General features: G+C 63.1%; 14 protein-coding genes and 1 riboswitch. Of the genes, 4 read left to right on the forward strand and 10 right to left on the reverse strand.

Annotated elements, in window-relative coordinates; translation table 11 throughout:
* Positions 1 to 84: 84 nt before the first annotated feature.
* From J7E82_RS10340 to J7E82_RS10360, 5 genes are all read right to left on the reverse strand, one after another.
* Positions 85 to 1509, reverse strand: coding sequence for an aminotransferase class V-fold PLP-dependent enzyme (locus J7E82_RS10340; protein ID WP_214862523.1), 1425 nt, complete (start codon positions 1507 to 1509; stop codon positions 85 to 87).
* 33 nt (positions 1510 to 1542) lie between these two features.
* Positions 1543 to 1655, reverse strand: a riboswitch (SAM riboswitch).
* 172 nt (positions 1656 to 1827) lie between these two features.
* Positions 1828 to 2640 (reverse strand): histidinol-phosphatase, encoded by an 813-nt coding sequence (hisN, locus tag J7E82_RS10345; protein WP_214862524.1) that lies wholly within the window; start codon positions 2638 to 2640, stop codon positions 1828 to 1830.
* Between the two features lie 56 nt (positions 2641 to 2696).
* Positions 2697 to 3812: a ribosome small subunit-dependent GTPase A gene (gene rsgA / locus J7E82_RS10350; protein WP_214862525.1), complete on the reverse strand. Its 1116-nt coding sequence runs from the start codon at positions 3810 to 3812 to the stop codon at positions 2697 to 2699.
* A 2-nt stretch (positions 3813 to 3814) separates the two neighbouring features.
* The gene (gene aroA / locus J7E82_RS10355; protein ID WP_214862526.1) at positions 3815 to 5209 is read right to left on the reverse strand and encodes a 3-phosphoshikimate 1-carboxyvinyltransferase; all 1395 of its coding nucleotides are present in this window, start codon (positions 5207 to 5209) and stop codon (positions 3815 to 3817) included.
* Positions 5210 to 5216: 7 nt separating this feature from the next.
* Entirely contained in the window at positions 5217 to 5732 is a 516-nt protein-coding gene (locus tag J7E82_RS10360) for a DoxX family protein (RefSeq protein ID WP_214862527.1), read from the reverse strand.
* A 141-nt stretch (positions 5733 to 5873) separates the two neighbouring features.
* Here J7E82_RS10360 and J7E82_RS10365 point away from each other — a divergent pair, with 141 nt between their 5' ends.
* Positions 5874 to 6701: a sigma-70 family RNA polymerase sigma factor gene (locus J7E82_RS10365; protein ID WP_374223608.1), complete on the forward strand. Its 828-nt coding sequence runs from the start codon at positions 5874 to 5876 to the stop codon at positions 6699 to 6701.
* Positions 6698 to 6958 (forward strand): mycothiol system anti-sigma-R factor, encoded by a 261-nt coding sequence (gene rsrA / locus J7E82_RS10370; RefSeq protein ID WP_214862529.1) that lies wholly within the window; start codon positions 6698 to 6700, stop codon positions 6956 to 6958. Before J7E82_RS10365 ends, rsrA begins: the two co-directional genes overlap by 4 nt.
* A gap of 136 nt (positions 6959 to 7094) precedes the next feature.
* Here rsrA and J7E82_RS21310 read toward each other — a convergent pair whose 3' ends face one another.
* The 5 genes from J7E82_RS21310 to J7E82_RS10390 form a co-directional block, all read right to left on the reverse strand.
* The gene (locus J7E82_RS21310; RefSeq protein WP_369299106.1) at positions 7095 to 7169 is read right to left on the reverse strand and encodes a 50S ribosomal protein bL37; all 75 of its coding nucleotides are present in this window, start codon (positions 7167 to 7169) and stop codon (positions 7095 to 7097) included.
* Positions 7170 to 7284: 115 nt separating this feature from the next.
* Positions 7285 to 7962 (reverse strand): helix-turn-helix transcriptional regulator, encoded by a 678-nt coding sequence (locus tag J7E82_RS10375; protein ID WP_214862530.1) that lies wholly within the window; start codon positions 7960 to 7962, stop codon positions 7285 to 7287.
* Positions 7962 to 8810 carry a DUF4097 family beta strand repeat-containing protein gene (locus J7E82_RS10380; RefSeq protein WP_214862531.1) on the reverse strand — a complete coding sequence of 283 codons (849 nt, stop codon included), beginning with the start codon at positions 8808 to 8810 and terminating at the stop codon, positions 7962 to 7964. Before J7E82_RS10380 ends, J7E82_RS10375 begins: the two co-directional genes overlap by 1 nt.
* Positions 8811 to 8959: 149 nt before the next feature.
* Positions 8960 to 9559, reverse strand: coding sequence for a GDSL-type esterase/lipase family protein (locus J7E82_RS10385; protein WP_214862532.1), 600 nt, complete (start codon positions 9557 to 9559; stop codon positions 8960 to 8962).
* A 138-nt stretch (positions 9560 to 9697) separates the two neighbouring features.
* Complete coding sequence (locus J7E82_RS10390) at positions 9698 to 13495, reverse strand: multifunctional oxoglutarate decarboxylase/oxoglutarate dehydrogenase thiamine pyrophosphate-binding subunit/dihydrolipoyllysine-residue succinyltransferase subunit (protein ID WP_214862533.1); 3798 nt, start codon at positions 13493 to 13495, stop codon at positions 9698 to 9700.
* A 503-nt stretch (positions 13496 to 13998) separates the two neighbouring features.
* Between J7E82_RS10390 and J7E82_RS10395 the strand changes: the two genes are divergently transcribed.
* Together J7E82_RS10395 and J7E82_RS10400 are read left to right on the forward strand one after the other, a co-directional pair.
* Positions 13999 to 15348, forward strand: coding sequence for a hemolysin family protein (locus J7E82_RS10395; protein ID WP_214862534.1), 1350 nt, complete (start codon positions 13999 to 14001; stop codon positions 15346 to 15348).
* Positions 15345 to 16421: a hemolysin family protein gene (locus J7E82_RS10400; RefSeq protein WP_214862535.1), complete on the forward strand. Its 1077-nt coding sequence runs from the start codon at positions 15345 to 15347 to the stop codon at positions 16419 to 16421. The genes J7E82_RS10395 and J7E82_RS10400 overlap by 4 nt, the downstream gene beginning before the upstream one ends.
* Positions 16422 to 16498: the final 77 nt, after the last annotated feature.

Consider the following 16498-nt stretch of genomic DNA (forward strand, 5'->3'; position numbering starts at 1 on the left):
ACCGCAGGGTTCCGCTGGTCGGTGCCCGCATCTAGAGGTATGGCAGGGCAGGTCGCTGCTGCCGGGCCAGGCGGTGCTGCAGCGCTAGTCGGTGCTGCAGGGAGCGGCGCCAGCGGTTCCGGGCGTATTGGGCGCCCACTCCGGGTAGCTGCGGTGGTCGTTGGCGGGAACCCAGCGGCCTGCGTCGACTACGTAGTCCCAGCCCAGCCCTGTGCGCTTGAGTTCCTCGATGCCGGCGAGGAGTCGCTGGGCATCTTCGAGCCGGGAACCCACGCCGAAGCTGGCGCGCAGGGAACCCGACGGCAGGCCCAGGCGCTTGAGCAGGGGGTGCGCGCAGAAACGGCCGTCCCTTAGGCCAATTCCGTGCTCGGCGGCCAGATATGCGGCGACGAGGCCGGCGTCGTAGCCCTCTATGGAGAAGTTGACGACGCCGATCGTGTCTTTGTCCGGATCGGTGTCACTGAAGATCTGGTGGACGGTCACGCCGTCGATCTTGCGCAGGCCCTCCACAAGGTGGGCGCGAATTCCCGACTCATGGGCGTGCCAGTCGTCTTGGTCCAGCCCGGCCAGAACCTGCGTGGCACGCGCGAGTGTCGCGGCGCCCAGCACGTTCGGTGAGCCGCCTTCGTGTCGGGCGGGCCCGGTTGCCCAGTTCACCGAATCCAGCCGTGCTTCCCGGACGGCGCCGCCTCCGGCGAGGTGGGGTGTGCCGGCGTCGAGCCAGTCCGGACGCCCAACGAGAACTCCGGCACCAAACGGGGCATAGAGCTTGTGCCCGGAGAAGGCGAGGTAGTCGATCCCGGAATCCGCGATGTTGATGCGGCGGTGCGGGGCGAGCTGGGCCGCGTCGACGAGGATCCGTGCACCGAACTCGTGGGCCAGGTCCGCCAGCTCGCGGATTGGCAGGATTTCGCCCGTGACATTGGACGCGCCGGTGACGGCCAGGAGGCTGACCCCGCCTTGGGACAGTGCATCACGCACGTTGGCGATGGTCTCTGCAAGGGTGTTGGAAGCGACAATGCTGCGGTGCGGCACGCCCTGCCAGGGAAGCAGGTTCGCATGGTGCTCAATGTCCAGGTAAAGGACTTCGCCTGCGTGCCGGCCATCCTCCACTGGCAGGCACCCTGCCAGCAAGTTCAGGGAGTCCGTGGTGTTGCGGGTGAAAATGACGGAATCGTCCGGACGCCCTCCGACGAAATCCCGCACGATGTTCCGGGAGTTTTCATACACCGAGGTGCTGATTTGTGAGGCGTAGCCTGCGCCACGGTGGACGCTTGCATAGAACGGCAGGATTTCGTTGAGGTACGCCGAGACAATGGTCAGCGCAGGTGCGGAGGCTCCGTAGTCGAGATTTGCATAGCGGACGTGGCCGCCCTGGATCAGCGGTGCCTGGAGCTCCGCACCGGTGACGGCTGCGAGGGGACGTGCCGCGACCGATCGGGCAACATCGGCGCTGGCTGCTGCCGGAAGGGTAGCTGCGGCATTGGGGGTGAAGGTGGCAGTGCTCATGGGACCTCACTTGGGAAGGACCCCACATCATGGGATCCGCGCTTGCCGCATCCGCTCCGGACCGGCCTGGTCGTCACCCGGGGCACCCCACCGCGAAAGAGGGTTGCCGGCCAGCAAACCGGGGTTTAGCGCTGGCACTCGTGACCTAATTCGAGATTAGGACATGATCGCGGGGCCTTTCAAAGCACACCTGATTGTTAAGGCATTTGTTACGGCGGCTCGACAAAGTGCCTTTCCCTCGAATAAAAGGACGGCGGACACCGTCCAGGGAAGGTGTCCGCCGTCGAATATTCAGGTTAAGCCCTGAAGGAGGTGGTCCTAGAGGAGGTCGTCCATACCGGGATTGAGCTTCTTGAGAACTTCTGAATGCAGGATGGAGTTGGTGGCCAGCGCATTGCCGCCGAAGGGCCCGTCCACTCCCTCCAGCGACGTGAACCTGCCACCGGCTTCGGTAACGATCGGAACGAGGGCCGCCATGTCGTAAAGGTTCAGCTCGGGTTCACAGGCGATGTCCACGGCGCCCTCGGCGACCAGGCAGTAGGACCAGAAGTCACCGTAGGCGCGGGTCCGCCAGACCTCCTCGGTCAAGCCGAGGAATTCATCCAGGTTTCCGCGCTCCTTCCAACCGGAGAGGCTGGAATAGGACAGGGAAGCGTCAGCCAGCTGGGAGACATTGGAGACTTTCAACCTTGTTGCTGCGGCCAGGGAGCGGCCCATGTAGGCTCCGGCGCCCTTGGCCGCCCACCAGCGCTTTCCCAGTGCAGGGGCGCTGACCACTCCGATCACGGGTTCGCCTTCGTCGACGAGGGCAATCAGCGTCGCCCACACAGGGACGCCCCGCACAAAGTTCTTGGTTCCGTCGATGGGGTCGATGATCCAGCGCCGCGAACCATGACCGGTGCTGCCAAACTCCTCCCCGAGGACGGCATCCCGAGGCCTTGACCGGGACAGCTGGCCGCGAATGGCCTCTTCCGCGGCCTTGTCAGCATCGGTAACCGGGGTGAGATCCGGCTTGGTTTCAACCTGGAGATCGAGGGCCTTGAACCGGCTCATGGTCTGGTCGTCAACGGAATCGGCCAGCACGTGGGCGAGTCGCAGGTCATCGTTGTAGCTCGAAGCAGCTTGAATCATGGTTCCAAACTACCGGCAAAACGGCTGCTCACCCGGCATCTCTGCCCTAGCAGCCGCTAGGAGACAGTGCCCAGTTCCTTTGTTTCCTTCGCCTCAAGCCGCGGATCGGCCCCCAGGAGCCGCCTCAGCGAGGCCAGCCGTGCCGGACCCGATTGGCCGGCGTGGCCTTCTGCCACCCAGCTGTCCAGCCCGCATCCGACGGCGGTGGCATCGTGTTTACAACCCCGTTCACATCTTTCCGTGGCGGGTTCAAGGTCCGGGAAGGCGTGCAGGATACGGTCGGGATCCACGTGGGCGAGTCCGAATGAGCGAATGCCCGGGGTGTCGATGATCCAGCTTCCTACAGGAGCGTCATTTAGCTTAAGGGCCAGGGCCGACGAGGAGGTGTGGCGACCACGTCCCGTCACGGCATTGACGCCGCCGGTAGCACGTTCGGCCCCTGTGAGGGCATTGACCATAGTGGATTTACCGACGCCGGAGTGGCCGAGCATGACGCTGACTTTCCCGTTGAGGAAGGCGCGTAGCTCGCTGACGGCCTCGACGTCGAGCCGTGCGGACAGCCCTTCATCGGAGCGTGCATCGATGCCTGAGGCGCCGGCGTCAGCGGTGCGACTGATGATGATGGGAAAATCCAGGTTCCGGTAGTTCGCGAGGAGCTCCGTAGGGTCCTTGACGTCCGCTTTGGTGACGAGCAGGAGGGGGTCGATGCCGGCGTCGTAGGCAGCCACCAGGGCACGGTCGATGAAGCCGGTCCGGGGCTCCGGGTTCGCGGCTGCAACCACCACGACCAGCTGGTCTGCATTGGCGACGACGACGCGTTCGATGGGGTCGGTGTCGTCGGCACTGCGCCGGAGGACAGTCCTGCGTTCCTCCACCCGAACCAATCTCGCGAGTGTGTCGGGAAGGCCCGAGACGTCTCCGACAAGGGCAACGAAATCGCCGGGGACTACTGGGGACCGGCGCAGCTCACGGGCTCGGGCCGCGATAACGATGCGCTCGTTGTCCGTATCCTCGCCCACCACCGCCGTGTAGCGGCCCCGATCTACCGTAATGATCCGGCCGATGACCGCGTCCTCGTGGGTGGGACGATCCTTCGTGCGTGGGCGTGATCCCTTCTTGTTGGGACGAATCCGGACATCGGACTCGTCCCAGGAACTTGTACTGCGCCCCACGATCAGCTGCTAGCGTCCGTGCTGCCCGCATTCTGGGCGAGCATCGACTGCCACATCTCCGGGAATTCCGGCATGGTTTTGGACGTGGTGGCGATGTCCTCCACCTCGATCCCCTCAACGGCCAGCCCTAGGATGGCGCCTGCAGTGGCCATGCGGTGGTCGGCATAGCTGTGGACCGTTCCTCCATGCAGCGGAGCGGGGCGGATCAGGAGCCCGTCGGCTGTCTCCTCCGCGTCTCCGCCGAGTCTGTTGATTTCGGCTACGAGGGCCGCGAGCCTGTCGGTTTCGTGGCCGCGAAGGTGGGCGATGCCACTGAGCCGGGACGGGCTTTCAGCCAAGGCGCAAAGGGCCGCAACGGTGGGGGCAAGTTCACTGGTGCCGGCAAGATCGGCGCCCTTGATCACCGGGCCGCCCGTTACCGTGAGCGTGCCATTTTCCAGGGTCACCGTGGCGCCCATAGTGGCCAGGATTTCACGCCAGAGGTCCCCCACCTGGGTGGTGTTGCTTGGCCAGTTCGGGATCCGCACGGTGCCGCCCGTCGCGAGCGCGGCGGCCAGGAAGGGGCCGGCATTGGACAAGTCCTGCTCGATCCGTTCGTCGAACGCCCTAATGGGCCCGGGGGCGACGACCCAATGGTTCGGGACGGAGTCGTCCACCTGCACGCCAACGCCGCGGAGGACGGCTATGGTCATGTTGATGTGGTCAAGGCTCGGCACCGGCTTGCCAACGTGTTCGAGGTGAAGGCCCGCAGTGAAGCGCGCGCCCACGAGCAGCAGCGCCGAAACAAACTGTGAGGATGCACTTGCGTCGATGACGAGGTGTCCGCCGCGCACCTCTCCATGGCCGGAAACCACGAACGGCAGGGACGACGCCGGGCGGCCGTCGGTCCCTGCAACTTCGACTCCCAGGGCGCTCAGCGCTTCGATGATGGTGCCCATCGGGCGGTTGCGGGCGTGGGGGTCGCCGTCGAACACTGTGGTGCCGTTAAGGAGCGCTGCGAGGGGAGGCACAAAACGCATCACCGTTCCGGCGAGTCCGCAGTCAACGGTGGTGTCAGATGTCCCGGCCGCCGTTGAATCAGTAGCCCTCAAATCAATCGCCGTCATGGGGATGATTTCGAGGTCCGGGCCATAGTCGCCGTCACCCGGCACCTCAGTGACGGTGGCGCCGAGCTGGCGCAGTGCTTCGATCATCAGGGCGGAATCCCGTGAGTGAAGGGGCGCACGGAGTCGGGACGGAGCATCGGCGAGGGCCGCCAGCACCAGGTAGCGGTTGGTCAGGGACTTTGAACCGGGCACCGTGACGGTGGCATCCACGGGACGGCGGGCGAAGGGCGCCGGCCACAGTGGGAGGGCAGCTACGTTGGCGGACTGATGGGCGGCGGTGGGTCCTGTCATGCTTGCTTTATGCTCCAACTGCAGTGTCGACGGCTTTGCGTACGGCCTGGTCGGCCTTCCTGAACTGCTTGCCTGTTACTTTGCGAGCATCGGCAGCGAGGTGTTCTGCGCGCCAGGCGATGCTGGGGCGACCATTGGTGTCCACCGCGGCCAGCAGGACGCCTCCGCCAAGGGACAGGTTCTTCAGCAGCCTGGAACGCCTGGCAGTGCGTGCCTCGGTGGTGGCGGAGTCAGCTGAGCGCCACTCCACATAGGCGTTCAAAGCAGAGGTGAGCGCCAGGACGGTGGCCGAAAAGCGCGAGAACTTGCCGAGGGCCAACAGGGCACCGGCACCCACCTGGGCGCCGCCGATGACTCGTGCCAGCATCTTTTCGTCAGTCTTGAACGGCAGCGCCTGCGAGGTGCGGCGCAGCAAGGGAGAAAGCTGTTGCGCAGTGTCATCAACATTCTTGAGCTTGTCCAGGCCCGCAACTACGAAGCTGGAGGCCAACATGGGTCGAGCGAGAAAACGGATGACGGACATGTCTTTCCTCCTGGATGGCTTGCCATAACGTTCAAGGGGTTCAGTCGGATCTAGTCTTGCACTTTTGCGGAATATTTGCCTGCCGCCCGCAGTTGCAACAAAAAGGCGTGATGTAGGTGCACAAATAGAGCGGAGCCTGGATTGACTTTGGTGAAGGACGGCGTGGAGGCATTGACCCATCCCGCTGTTGGTCCCCCGGCCGGCCGGAGGGTGACAGTAGACTTGAACGCAATGAGCAGCGTTGATCCGGCCGTAGCGGCCTTGTACGAAGCAGCCGACGACGACGACCTCCAGCAGGAGGCGCCGGCGGCGGATGAGCCTGCCGTCGATGAGCCTGCCGTCGACTTGGCCGCGGAGACCGCCGAAGACAGGCGGATCCGCTTCGAGCGGGACGCCATGCAGTACGTCGACCAGTTGTATTCGGCTGCCATGCGGATGGCGCGCAACCCTTCGGATGCCGAGGACCTCGTCCAGGAGGCCTACACCAAGGCCTTCTCCGCGTTCCACCAGTACAAGCCCGGCACGAACCTCAAGGCCTGGCTCTATCGGATCCTGACGAATACCTACATCAACCTCTATAGGAAGCGTCAGCGCGAGCCGCTCCAGTCCAATTCGGACACGATCGAGGACTGGCAGCTTGCCAGGGCGGAATCACACACGTCCAACGGCCTTCGCTCAGCTGAAGCCGAAGCGCTGGACCACCTGCCGGATTCCGACGTCAAGAGGGCACTCCAGGCCATCCCCGAGGAATTCCGGCTCGCCGTGTATTTCGCGGACGTAGAAGGCTTTGCCTACAAAGAAATATCGGACATCATGAACACTCCCATCGGGACTGTGATGTCACGCCTTCACCGCGGCAGGAAGATGCTGCGGGACCTCCTCGCCGATTATGCGGCGGACCGGGGATTCAGCGCCGCGCCGGCGGAACAGACAGCGGCCGAAAGCAACACACAGGAGAAAAGGAAATGAGCAACTGCCAGGGATTGGGCGATTGCGATGACGCGCGGATGCAGCGCATCTACGAGTACCTCGACGGCGCGCTGACTAAGAAGGACATCACCGAGATCAAGGATCACCTTGCGGATTGCCCCGAGTGCAGTGAGGAATACGACCTTGAATGCCTCATACGGTCCATGGTGAAGCGCTCCTGCACCGAGGCCGCGCCTGAAAACCTCAAGAACTCCATCCTGGACAGGATCCATTCCATCAAGCCTGTCGAAGCCTGAGGCAACCGCCCGGCGTCGGCTGAATTCACGGCGCCGCCCGGACAGCAGGCGTCGTCTGGATACACATGAAGAGGACCCCGGAAACCGTTGGTTTCCGGGGTCCTCTTCATTCAAGCCGTAACGCTAAGCCGGTGGCTTAGGTGTTGGGGCGCTTGCCGTGGTTCGCGCCGCCACGCTTACGGTCACGACGCTTGCGTGCACGCTTGCTCATAGCTGGCCTCCTTATCTTCGATACTCAAAAGAGCTGCCCTCCAGTCTCCCACATCCTCCAGACGCCTGCGAACCGGCGCGTCATCGCCGCCCGGACAGCCGGGCCGCAGGGAATTCTAGGACTGCAGGGAGTTGCGGATGGAGCTTCGTGCCTGGTCCAGGACCGTGCGCACGGTCTCGAGGGCCAATGGAGTCAGTTCATTCCTGCTTGTGTGAAGGCGAAGTTCGATTCTCAGGTCGTCGCGGAACGCCTGGACGAGCATCTCCGCTTCCTTCAGCATCCGCTGGTTCGCCGGACGAGCAGCCGGGGACGCAGGGTCGTGTGCCTTGGTGTTGGCTGAAGGGGCAATGTCCGCTGAACGGACAGTGTCCGGCGAACGGACAGTGTCCGCCGAACGGGCGGATGATCGGACCGCTTCCGCCGTCGCCGCAAGATCGGCCCGAAGCCCCCGGATATTGTTGCTGATATCCGCCCTCAACTGGTCGGCGAGCCGCCTGACGGAGGCTGATATGTTCTCTTCGACGCCGGCAAGCTCTTCGCGCCTGCTCTCAAGCTCGGCAAGCCCCGCCGGAGTGATGGAATATTTGGTGCGCCGCCCTTCACTCTCGGTTGCCACGAGGCCTTCCTCTTCGAGCTTTCCGAGACGGGGGTAGATAGTACCGGCACTGGGGGAGTAGGTCCCGCCAAAACGGTCGCTGAGCGCCCTGATCAATTCATAGCCATGCCTTGGGCCGGATTCCAGCAGCGCCAGGATGTAGAGCCGAAGGGCGCCATGGGCGAAGACGGGGGGCATCAGCGGCCTGCTTCCCCCGAAGTGGACCGGCTACCGCCTGTGTCCGGGCCAATGGAGTGCAGTACTGAGGTCTTTCCGGAGACGGTGTTGGTGCGTAGCAGCATGAGCTTGAGGTCGGGGCCGACGATCGTCTCCACTTTGCCCCCGGGCTGTGCATAGAGCTGGTCATCGATCATCACGCTGCCACTGGCAGACTTCGCAATGATATCGACGCCGACGTCGTGCGGCAGCCTAATGGTCAGGTCCCCTGAAACAGAGTTGGCGCCGAAGTCGGCAGTGAAGCCGTGCAGGTCGAAGCTGAGGTCGCCGCTTACGGTGATTGCCCGCACATTGCTGAAATCGCCTGACGCTGTGACTTCGCCCGAGACGCTTTTTGCGGTGAGGACTCCTTCGTGATTACGGACAATCACTTCTCCGCTGACCGTGCTGACCTGGAGCTGTCCTCGGGTGCCATCGGCCATCACAGATCCGGATACGGTACTCAGCCTGGTGTGGCCGCTGACCCCGGAAAGCAGGCCGTCGCCGTTAACAGTGCCGGCCTCGACCTTGACGTTGTGCGGCACGGCAATGCTGACCACCACCGAGTTCGCGCTGGTGTTGTTCACCGTGCCCATAAGGTTCCGGAACCAGCCTTGGGGGCCATGCAGCTGATGCCGTACTTCGAGCTTGCCGTCGCTGAGGCTGATGCTGAGCGGATCACCGTCGATCTCGGACACTTCAATGCGCGTCACGGCCTCGTCATGAGTAACGACGTCGAAGCGCCCCTTAACGATGCCCAGCTTCAGGGAGCGGACGCCCTCGACCTCAATGGTTTGTGGGCCGGTGACGGTCCAGGTTTCCTCTGACATGACCTCTCCTCTTACACGGTCTCGCAAAACGCACGGTCTCAAAGCCAAATCACGATATATCGCGATGCGAACACGATATATCGTGTTTGTGGAGAGGGCAATAGGCCGAGGTAACGCTTTGGAGCCAGGAGGTTTAGGCTGTCCGGTTCCTACTCAGGCTGGGCGATTTTGAGCCACTGGAACCAGCCACGGTGCAGCACAAGCCAAGCGATGAGCCCGTATCCCGCCTGGCCGGGAGTCCCGCCGTTGGCAGCAAGGTCTGTCCGCCACTGCTCATGGTTCAAAAGGGGTGAGAAGGTGTCCACGTAGTGGTGGTTGCGACGCGTGGTGACGTCTGCGAAGGCAGTGTTGATATCAGCGAGCCTGCGATTCTTGGCAGGGTCGAGGGTGGGAGGGGGCCCCACAACAAATACCTCGATGTTGTTCTGCGACGCACCATCCAGGATATTGGCGAGGTTGAGGCGGCTCCGGGCGGTTGAAAGACCGAATTCGATGTCACGGCCGGACAGTCCAATGACCAGCCGGTTCTCGTGGGAATCGCTGAAGCGGCGGCCCGCTTCTTCGAACCAGCGGGCGGCCAGGCCCTCGGTGCCTTCCTGCGGGCATGGAAGGGCGTAGCTTTCTACGGCGACGGCATCCTGGGGGGTTCGCGCGAGGACACGACCAAGCCAGCCCAGCGCCCTTGGGTCGCCCAGTCCTGCCAGCAGCTCGTCACCAACAGCTGCGATGCGCAGCTTCCTGTCTTCCACACTGACCTCATTACTTCGGTATCGAATCCAAGCGAAGGCACCACGCTTTGCTGCCTAAAGCCCATACTGCTTCCATTAAACAGAACTGCCCGGCCGGTATGGTGCATTTGCACCTCCGGCCGGGCAGCCATGGTGTTGCTAGCGGGCGAAGGCCTGCTTGATCAGGGTGTCCTGTTCCAGCGCGTGGCGCTTCATGGATCCCGCCGCGGTGGAGGCAGAGGCCGGACGGGACACGAGGGTAACCTTGCGATCCAGGGCCGGAGCCAGGTTGAGGCCGATGAACGGCCACGGTCCCTGGTTGGCGGGCTCGTCCTGGGCCCAGACGACGTCGGCGTTCGGGTACTTGGCCAGTTCGGCGTCGATCTCGGCCAGCGGCAGCGGGTAGAGCTGCTCGACCCGAATGATTGCCGTCGAGGTGTCACCGGACTTCTGCCGTGAAGACAGGAGGTCGTAGTACAGGCGACCCGAGACGAGGATGACCCGGCTGACGTCCTGGCCCGAGAGTGCCTCGTGCTCGCTGATGACGGGCCTGAAGCTGCCGGTGGTGAAGTCCTCGACGGCTGAGGCCGCACCCTTGAGGCGGAGAAGCTGCTTCGGGGTGAAGATGATCAGCGGCTTGCGCGGGCGGCTGTACGCCTGGCGGCGCAGCAGGTGGAAGTGCGAGGCCGCCGTCGTCGGGTTTGCCACAACCATGTTGTCCTCGGCGCACAGCTGGAGGAAACGCTCGATGCGGGCGGACGAGTGGTCAGGACCCTGGCCTTCATAACCATGCGGCAGCATGAGCACGAGGGAGGAACGCTGTCCCCACTTCTGCTCTGCCGAGGAGATGAACTCGTCAATGATGGTCTGGGCGCCATTGACGAAGTCGCCGAACTGGGCTTCCCAGAGCACCAGGGCATCCGGGCGCTCCACGGAGTACCCGTATTCGAAGCCCATTGCCGCATATTCCGATAGCAGGGAGTCGTAGATCCACAGCTTGGCCTGCTTGTCAGACAGGTTGCCCAGCGGGACCCATTCGCTGCCGTTGGCACGGTCGTGGAACACCGCGTGCCGCTGCACAAACGTGCCGCGACGCGAATCCTGCCCGGCCAAGCGGACGGGCACGCCCTCCATAATGAGGGAGCCGAAAGCCGCGATCTCGCCAAAACCCCAGTCGATGCCGCCCTCCCGAGACATCTGCTCACGCTTCTCCAGGAGCTGCTTGAGCTTGGAGTGGACTGTGAAGCCCTCCGGGATGTTCAGGTGCGCCTGGCCGATGAGGGCCAGGGTTTCCGCGGAGATGGCAGTGGAATCCGGAGCATTCGTGCCGGAGTCCGACTGCTGCGCGATGGGGCGCTCGATGTCGGACACGGCGGCGGAATCGGCTGTGATGATCGGAATCGGGGAGGTCTGTGCCGCATGGGTTTCGGCGAAGACACGCTCGAGTCGCTCCTGGTAGTCACGAAGCAACTGCTCGGCCTCGTCCTCGGTGATGTCGCCACGACCGATGAGGGATTCCGTGTAGAGCTTTCGGACCGAGCGCTTGGCCTCGATCAGGTTGTACATCAGCGGCTGCGTCATCGAGGGGTCATCGCCCTCGTTGTGGCCACGGCGGCGGTAGCACACCATGTCGATGACAACATCCTTGTGGAACCGCTGGCGGAACTCGTAGGCCAGCTGTGCCACACGGACAACAGCCTCGGGGTCGTCACCGTTCACATGGAATACCGGAGCCTGGATCATCTTGGCCACGTCGGTGGAGTACGTGGAGGACCGTGACGAGGAAGGAGCAGTGGTGAAGCCAACCTGGTTGTTCACGATGATGTGCACGGTGCCACCTGTACGGTAGCCGCGCAGCTGGGACAGGTTGAGGGTTTCCGCCACTACACCCTGGCCCGCGAAGGCTGCATCGCCGTGGATCATGATCGGCAGGACCGGGAAGGACGTTCCCTGGTCGAGGCGATCCTGCTTGGCGCGGACAATTCCCTCAAGTACGGGGTCGACTGCTTCGAGGTGCGACGGGTTGGCCGCGAGGTAGACCTTGGTCTCCTTGCCGTTGTCCGAGGTGAAGGTGCCTTCGGTGCCAAGATGGTACTTCACGTCGCCGGAGCCCTGAACGGAGCGGGGATCCTGGGTGCCTTCGAATTCGCGGAACACCTGGGCATAGGTCTTGCCGGCGATGTTGGTGAGCACATTGAGGCGGCCGCGGTGGGCCATGCCAATGGCCACCTCGTCCAGGCCGTCGTCGGCTGCGTCCGAGATGATGGCATCCAGCAGCGGAATCAGGGACTCGCCACCCTCCAGCGAGAAGCGCTTCTGGCCCACGAACTTGGTCTGCAGGAAGGTCTCAAAGGCTTCGGCAGCATTGAGCTTGGAGACGATGCGCAGCTGCTCTTCGCGGCTCGGCTTCGAATAAGGGTGCTCCAACTGGTCCTGGAACCACTTGCGTTCCGCGGGCTCCTGGATGTGCATGTACTCAATGCCTGTGGTGCGGCAGTAGGCGTCGCGCAGGACACCGAGGATGTCACGGAACTTCAGCACGGACTTGCCGCCGAAGCCGCCGGTGGGCCACTCGCGGTCAAGGTCCCACAGCGTCAGGCCGTAGGTCAGCACATCGAGGTCGGGGTGCTTGCGCTGGACGTACTCCAGGGGATCGGTGTCCGCCATGAGGTGGCCACGAACACGGTACGAGTGAATCAGCTGCTGGATGCGGGCGACCTTGTTGATCTGGTCGGCAGGGTCAACCTGGAGGTCGGGACTCCAGCGGACTGGCTCATACGGGATGCGCAGGGCTTCGAAGATTTCGTCGTAGAAACCCTGCGCGCCAAGGAGGAGCTGGTGGACGAGCTTCAGGAACTCGCCGCTGCCCGCACCTTGGATGACGCGGTGGTCGTAGGTGGAGGTCAGCGTGAGGATCTTGCTGATGGCGTTCTGCGCAATGATCTTCTCGCTGGCACCCTGCCATTCGGCCGGGTAGTCAAGGGCGCCGACGCCGATGATGGCGGCCTGTCCCTTGGAGAGACGCGGCACTGAGTGGACTGTGCCAATGCCGCCGGGGTTGGTGAGGGAAACGGTGGTGCCGGCGTGGTCGTCCGCCGTCAGCTTCCCGTTGCGGGCCCGCTTGATGAGGTCTTCATACGTGTGCCAGAACTCCGCGAAGTTCATGGTCTCGGCCTTCTTGATGTTCGGAACCATCAGCAGGCGGGTGCCGTCAGGCTTGGGCATGTCGATGGCGATGCCGAAGTTGACGTGCGCAGGCTGGACGGCCACAGGCTTGCCATCCACTTCGTCGTAGTAGACGTTCATGGAAGGGAACTGGGAGAGGGCCTTGACTACTGCATAGCCGATCAGGTGCGTGAAGGAGACCTTGCCGCCACGGGCGCGTGCCAGGTTGGAGTTGATGACGACGCGGTTGTCGATCAGGAGCTTTGCCGGGATGGCCCGCACGCTGGTAGCCGTCGGAACCTCGAGGCTGGTGACCATGTTCGAGGCAATGGCTTTTGCAGGTCCGCGGAGGACGGAGACGACGTCTTCCTCGGGCGCGGTGGGTGCCTTGACGTTCTTGGGCAGCTGGGCCGGAATGGGCTGGACCGCGGTGCCCGTCTGCTTGGCGCCGTCTTTGGCGACAGTAGCCGGGGCTTTCTTGACAGGGGCAGGAGCGGCGGGGGCCGGGGCTGCAGATGCCGGAGGCGCAGTCGGCTGGGCCGGCGCCTGTGCCGGTTCAGCGGGAGCCTGCTCCACGACAGGAATTTCACGGGTAGGGGGATTGGCAGCGAGAGTGGCTGCTGAGGTTCCGTTGGAAGAAGAGCCGTCTACGGTTTCAAAGGATTCGAACAAAGGCCACCACTTGGAATCGACCGAATTCTTGTCCTGCTGGTACCGCTCGTACAGTTCGTCAACGAGCCACTCGTTGCCGCCAAATTCTTCGGGTAGACGGTGGCTGGGCTGCTCTGGCACTTGAAATACGCCTCTTCCATGAGTTTGATTTCCAGCTGGCATCAAAGTCGCCTTGGCAAACCATGATCCAGGGTCCGGGTCTGCGAACTCAGACCCATGCCAGTCTAGTGACGATGCACAGGTAACTGCCAATAGTGGTGACGCAAATCATGCCCACATCGGACACATGCTGACGCGGTGCCCGAAGGAGGCCATGAGGAGCCCCTGATGATGTTCGGCCAAAGCCCTGCCTGTAGACTGAAATCCTTATGGACAGTAATTCTAGGTGCCGGCCTGGGGGCTGTCGCCGGAGCCCCCAGCGGGATATCGCAGGGAACTCCGCGCAGCTTACCCACAGAGCCGGCAAACCCCGTTCACGTGCCCATCACACTTCGGCGTGCAATGCCGGAGCTGCCAAAGACTTAGTATCGGCATCTGCCGATCATCCTCCGCCGGGCCGATCTTCAGCCATCGCCCGGCACAAGGGCCGAATAACCTTCAGCCGTATGGGGGCCACGACCTAGATGGAATGGCTCCTTCTCGTCGCCGGTTTCCTCCTCATCATGGGAACAGGTTTCTTCGTTGCCGTTGAATTCTCGTTGGTTGCCCTGGACCAGGCAGCCGTGCAGCGTGCCGTGGACGACGGCGACCACGCCGCCGCACCTCTCCTCAAATGCCTCAAATCGCTCTCTACCCAGCTGTCCAGTTGCCAGCTGGGCATTACCCTCACCACCCTCCTGACGGGTTACGTGATGGAACCCTCGGTCGGAGCGCTGCTTGAGGATCCTCTTGCCGCCGTCGGGATTCCCGATGCGGCGGCCCACTCGGTTTCCCTTGTCATCGCCATGGCGCTTGCCACTCTCTTGTCCATGCTGCTGGGCGAGCTTGTGCCCAAGAATATGGCTATCGCCCTGGCTTTCCCCCTTGGCAAGGCCCTTGCCCGGCCGCAGCTTCTGTTCACCGCGATTTTCAAGCCAGCCATCCTCGTCCTCAATGGTTTCTCCAATAGAGTCCTGAACATCTTTGGCCTTGAGGCCAAGGAAGAGATCTCGGGAGCCCGGACACCGGCCGAACTGGCGTCACTGGTTCGTCGTTCGGCCGAAATGGGAACCCTCGACGCCGGCACCGCCAACTTTGTTGCCAGAACACTGAACTTCGCGGGAAGGTCCGCGGCCGACGTCATGACGCCCCGCATCAGGATGGAAACCATCGACGCCGACCAGCCGGTCAGCGACATCATTGAGGCCGCTCGTCGCACAGGCTATTCGCGATTCCCGGTTATCGGCGATTCAGCCGACGACATCAGGGGCGTGGTGCATGTGAAGAAGGCCGTGGCAGTGCCCTCCGACCGAAGGGCGAACCTCGAAGCAGGTGCCATCATGACCGACGTCCTGCGTGTCCCCGAAACCATCCACCTTGACGCCCTGCTCTCCGAACTGCGGGAAGGCAACCTGCAGCTCGCCGTCGTTCTTGACGAATACGGCGGAACCGCCGGCATTGCAACGCTTGAGGACCTTGTAGAGGAGATCGTCGGTGAAGTGGCGGACGAGCACGACAAGGTCAGGCCGGGGCTGTTGCAGAGCGCTTCGGGCGACTGGTACTTCCCGGGGCTGCTCCGCCCGGACGAGGTGACCGAGCAGATTCCCGGACTCACCGTTCCTGATGAAGCGGCCTACGAAACCGTGGGCGGCTACGTGATGAGCAAGCTGGGAAGGATCGCAGCTGTCGGCGATGTCGTCGAGACCGGCGGTGGAACCCTCACCGTGACCCGGATGGATGGGCGCCGGATAGACCGTATCTGCTTCCGTCCGGCTAAGGATGCCGAGGCTGGCAGCGACAATATAGCTGCCAGCACCGGCGGGGGTGCCTCATGAGTGACTGGGCCGGAATTCTCTGGTTGATCTTCCTGCTGATCGGCAACGCCTTCTTCGTTGGCGCGGAGTTCGCCGTCATATCCGCTCGGCGCAGCCAGATCGAGCCGCTGGCTGAGGCGGGATCCAAGGCCGCGCAAACAACCTTGCGGGCTATGGAGAGCGTTTCCCTGATGCTCGCCTGTGCGCAGCTGGGCATCACCGTGTGCTCGCTGTTGATACTTCAGGTGGCGGAGCCCGCCATTCACCACCTCATGGTGGTTCCCCTGGAGGCTGCCGGCCTTCCGATGGAGCTGTCCGACGTCATTGCCTTCGGTGTGGCGCTGGCGTTGGTGACGTTCCTGCACGTGACCTTTGGTGAAATGGTGCCTAAGAACATCTCCGTGTCTGTTGCGGACAAGGCCGCGCTGCTCCTGGCTCCTCCGCTCATGTTCATAGCGGGCCTGGTCAAGCCCGTGATCTGGACCCTTAACTGGGCGGCCAACCACATCCTTAGGGTCATGCGGATCGAACCGAAGGACGAGGTGTCGTCGTCGTTCACCCTGGAGGAGGTGCAGTCGATCGTCCAGGAGTCCAGGCGTCATGGGCTCGTTGATGATGAGGCAGGACTATTGAGTGGTGCGCTGGAGTTCTCCGAACACACCGCGGCCCACATTATGGTGCCGTTGGACAAGCTCGTCATGCTGAAGTCTTCAACCACGCCGGGGGAGTTTGAGAAGGCGGTAAGCCGGACCGGGTTCTCCCGTTTCCCCATGCTTGACGACGACGGAGTCCTGGCAGGCTATCTGCACATCAAGGATGTCCTGGCCATTCCGGAGCCGGGGCACCAGTATCCGATAGCGGAAAGCAGGATCCGTTCCCTCGCCAACCTCTCGCCGGACGATGAGATCGAAGATGCCCTGTCCGTTATGCAGCGGTCGGGTTCACACCTTGCGCGGGTTATCGGGCCGGACGGGCAGACCCAGGGCGTGCTGTTCCTCGAAGATGTGATCGAGCAACTGGTCGGCGAAATCCGGGATGCCACGCAGGCGCGGGGGATTCGCCGTCTGGGAGGCCAGGCGAGTCCGAAAGCGTAGCTCGTGACCCAAAGTGCGCGGCCGGGTTGGTGTCACGAATAGCAAGCAAATAGGAATCATTCGCAAGAAGGCTTAGA

Source organism: Arthrobacter sp. ISL-30 (assembly GCF_018613855.1).
In the GTDB taxonomy this organism is placed as follows: domain Bacteria; phylum Actinomycetota; class Actinomycetes; order Actinomycetales; family Micrococcaceae; genus Arthrobacter.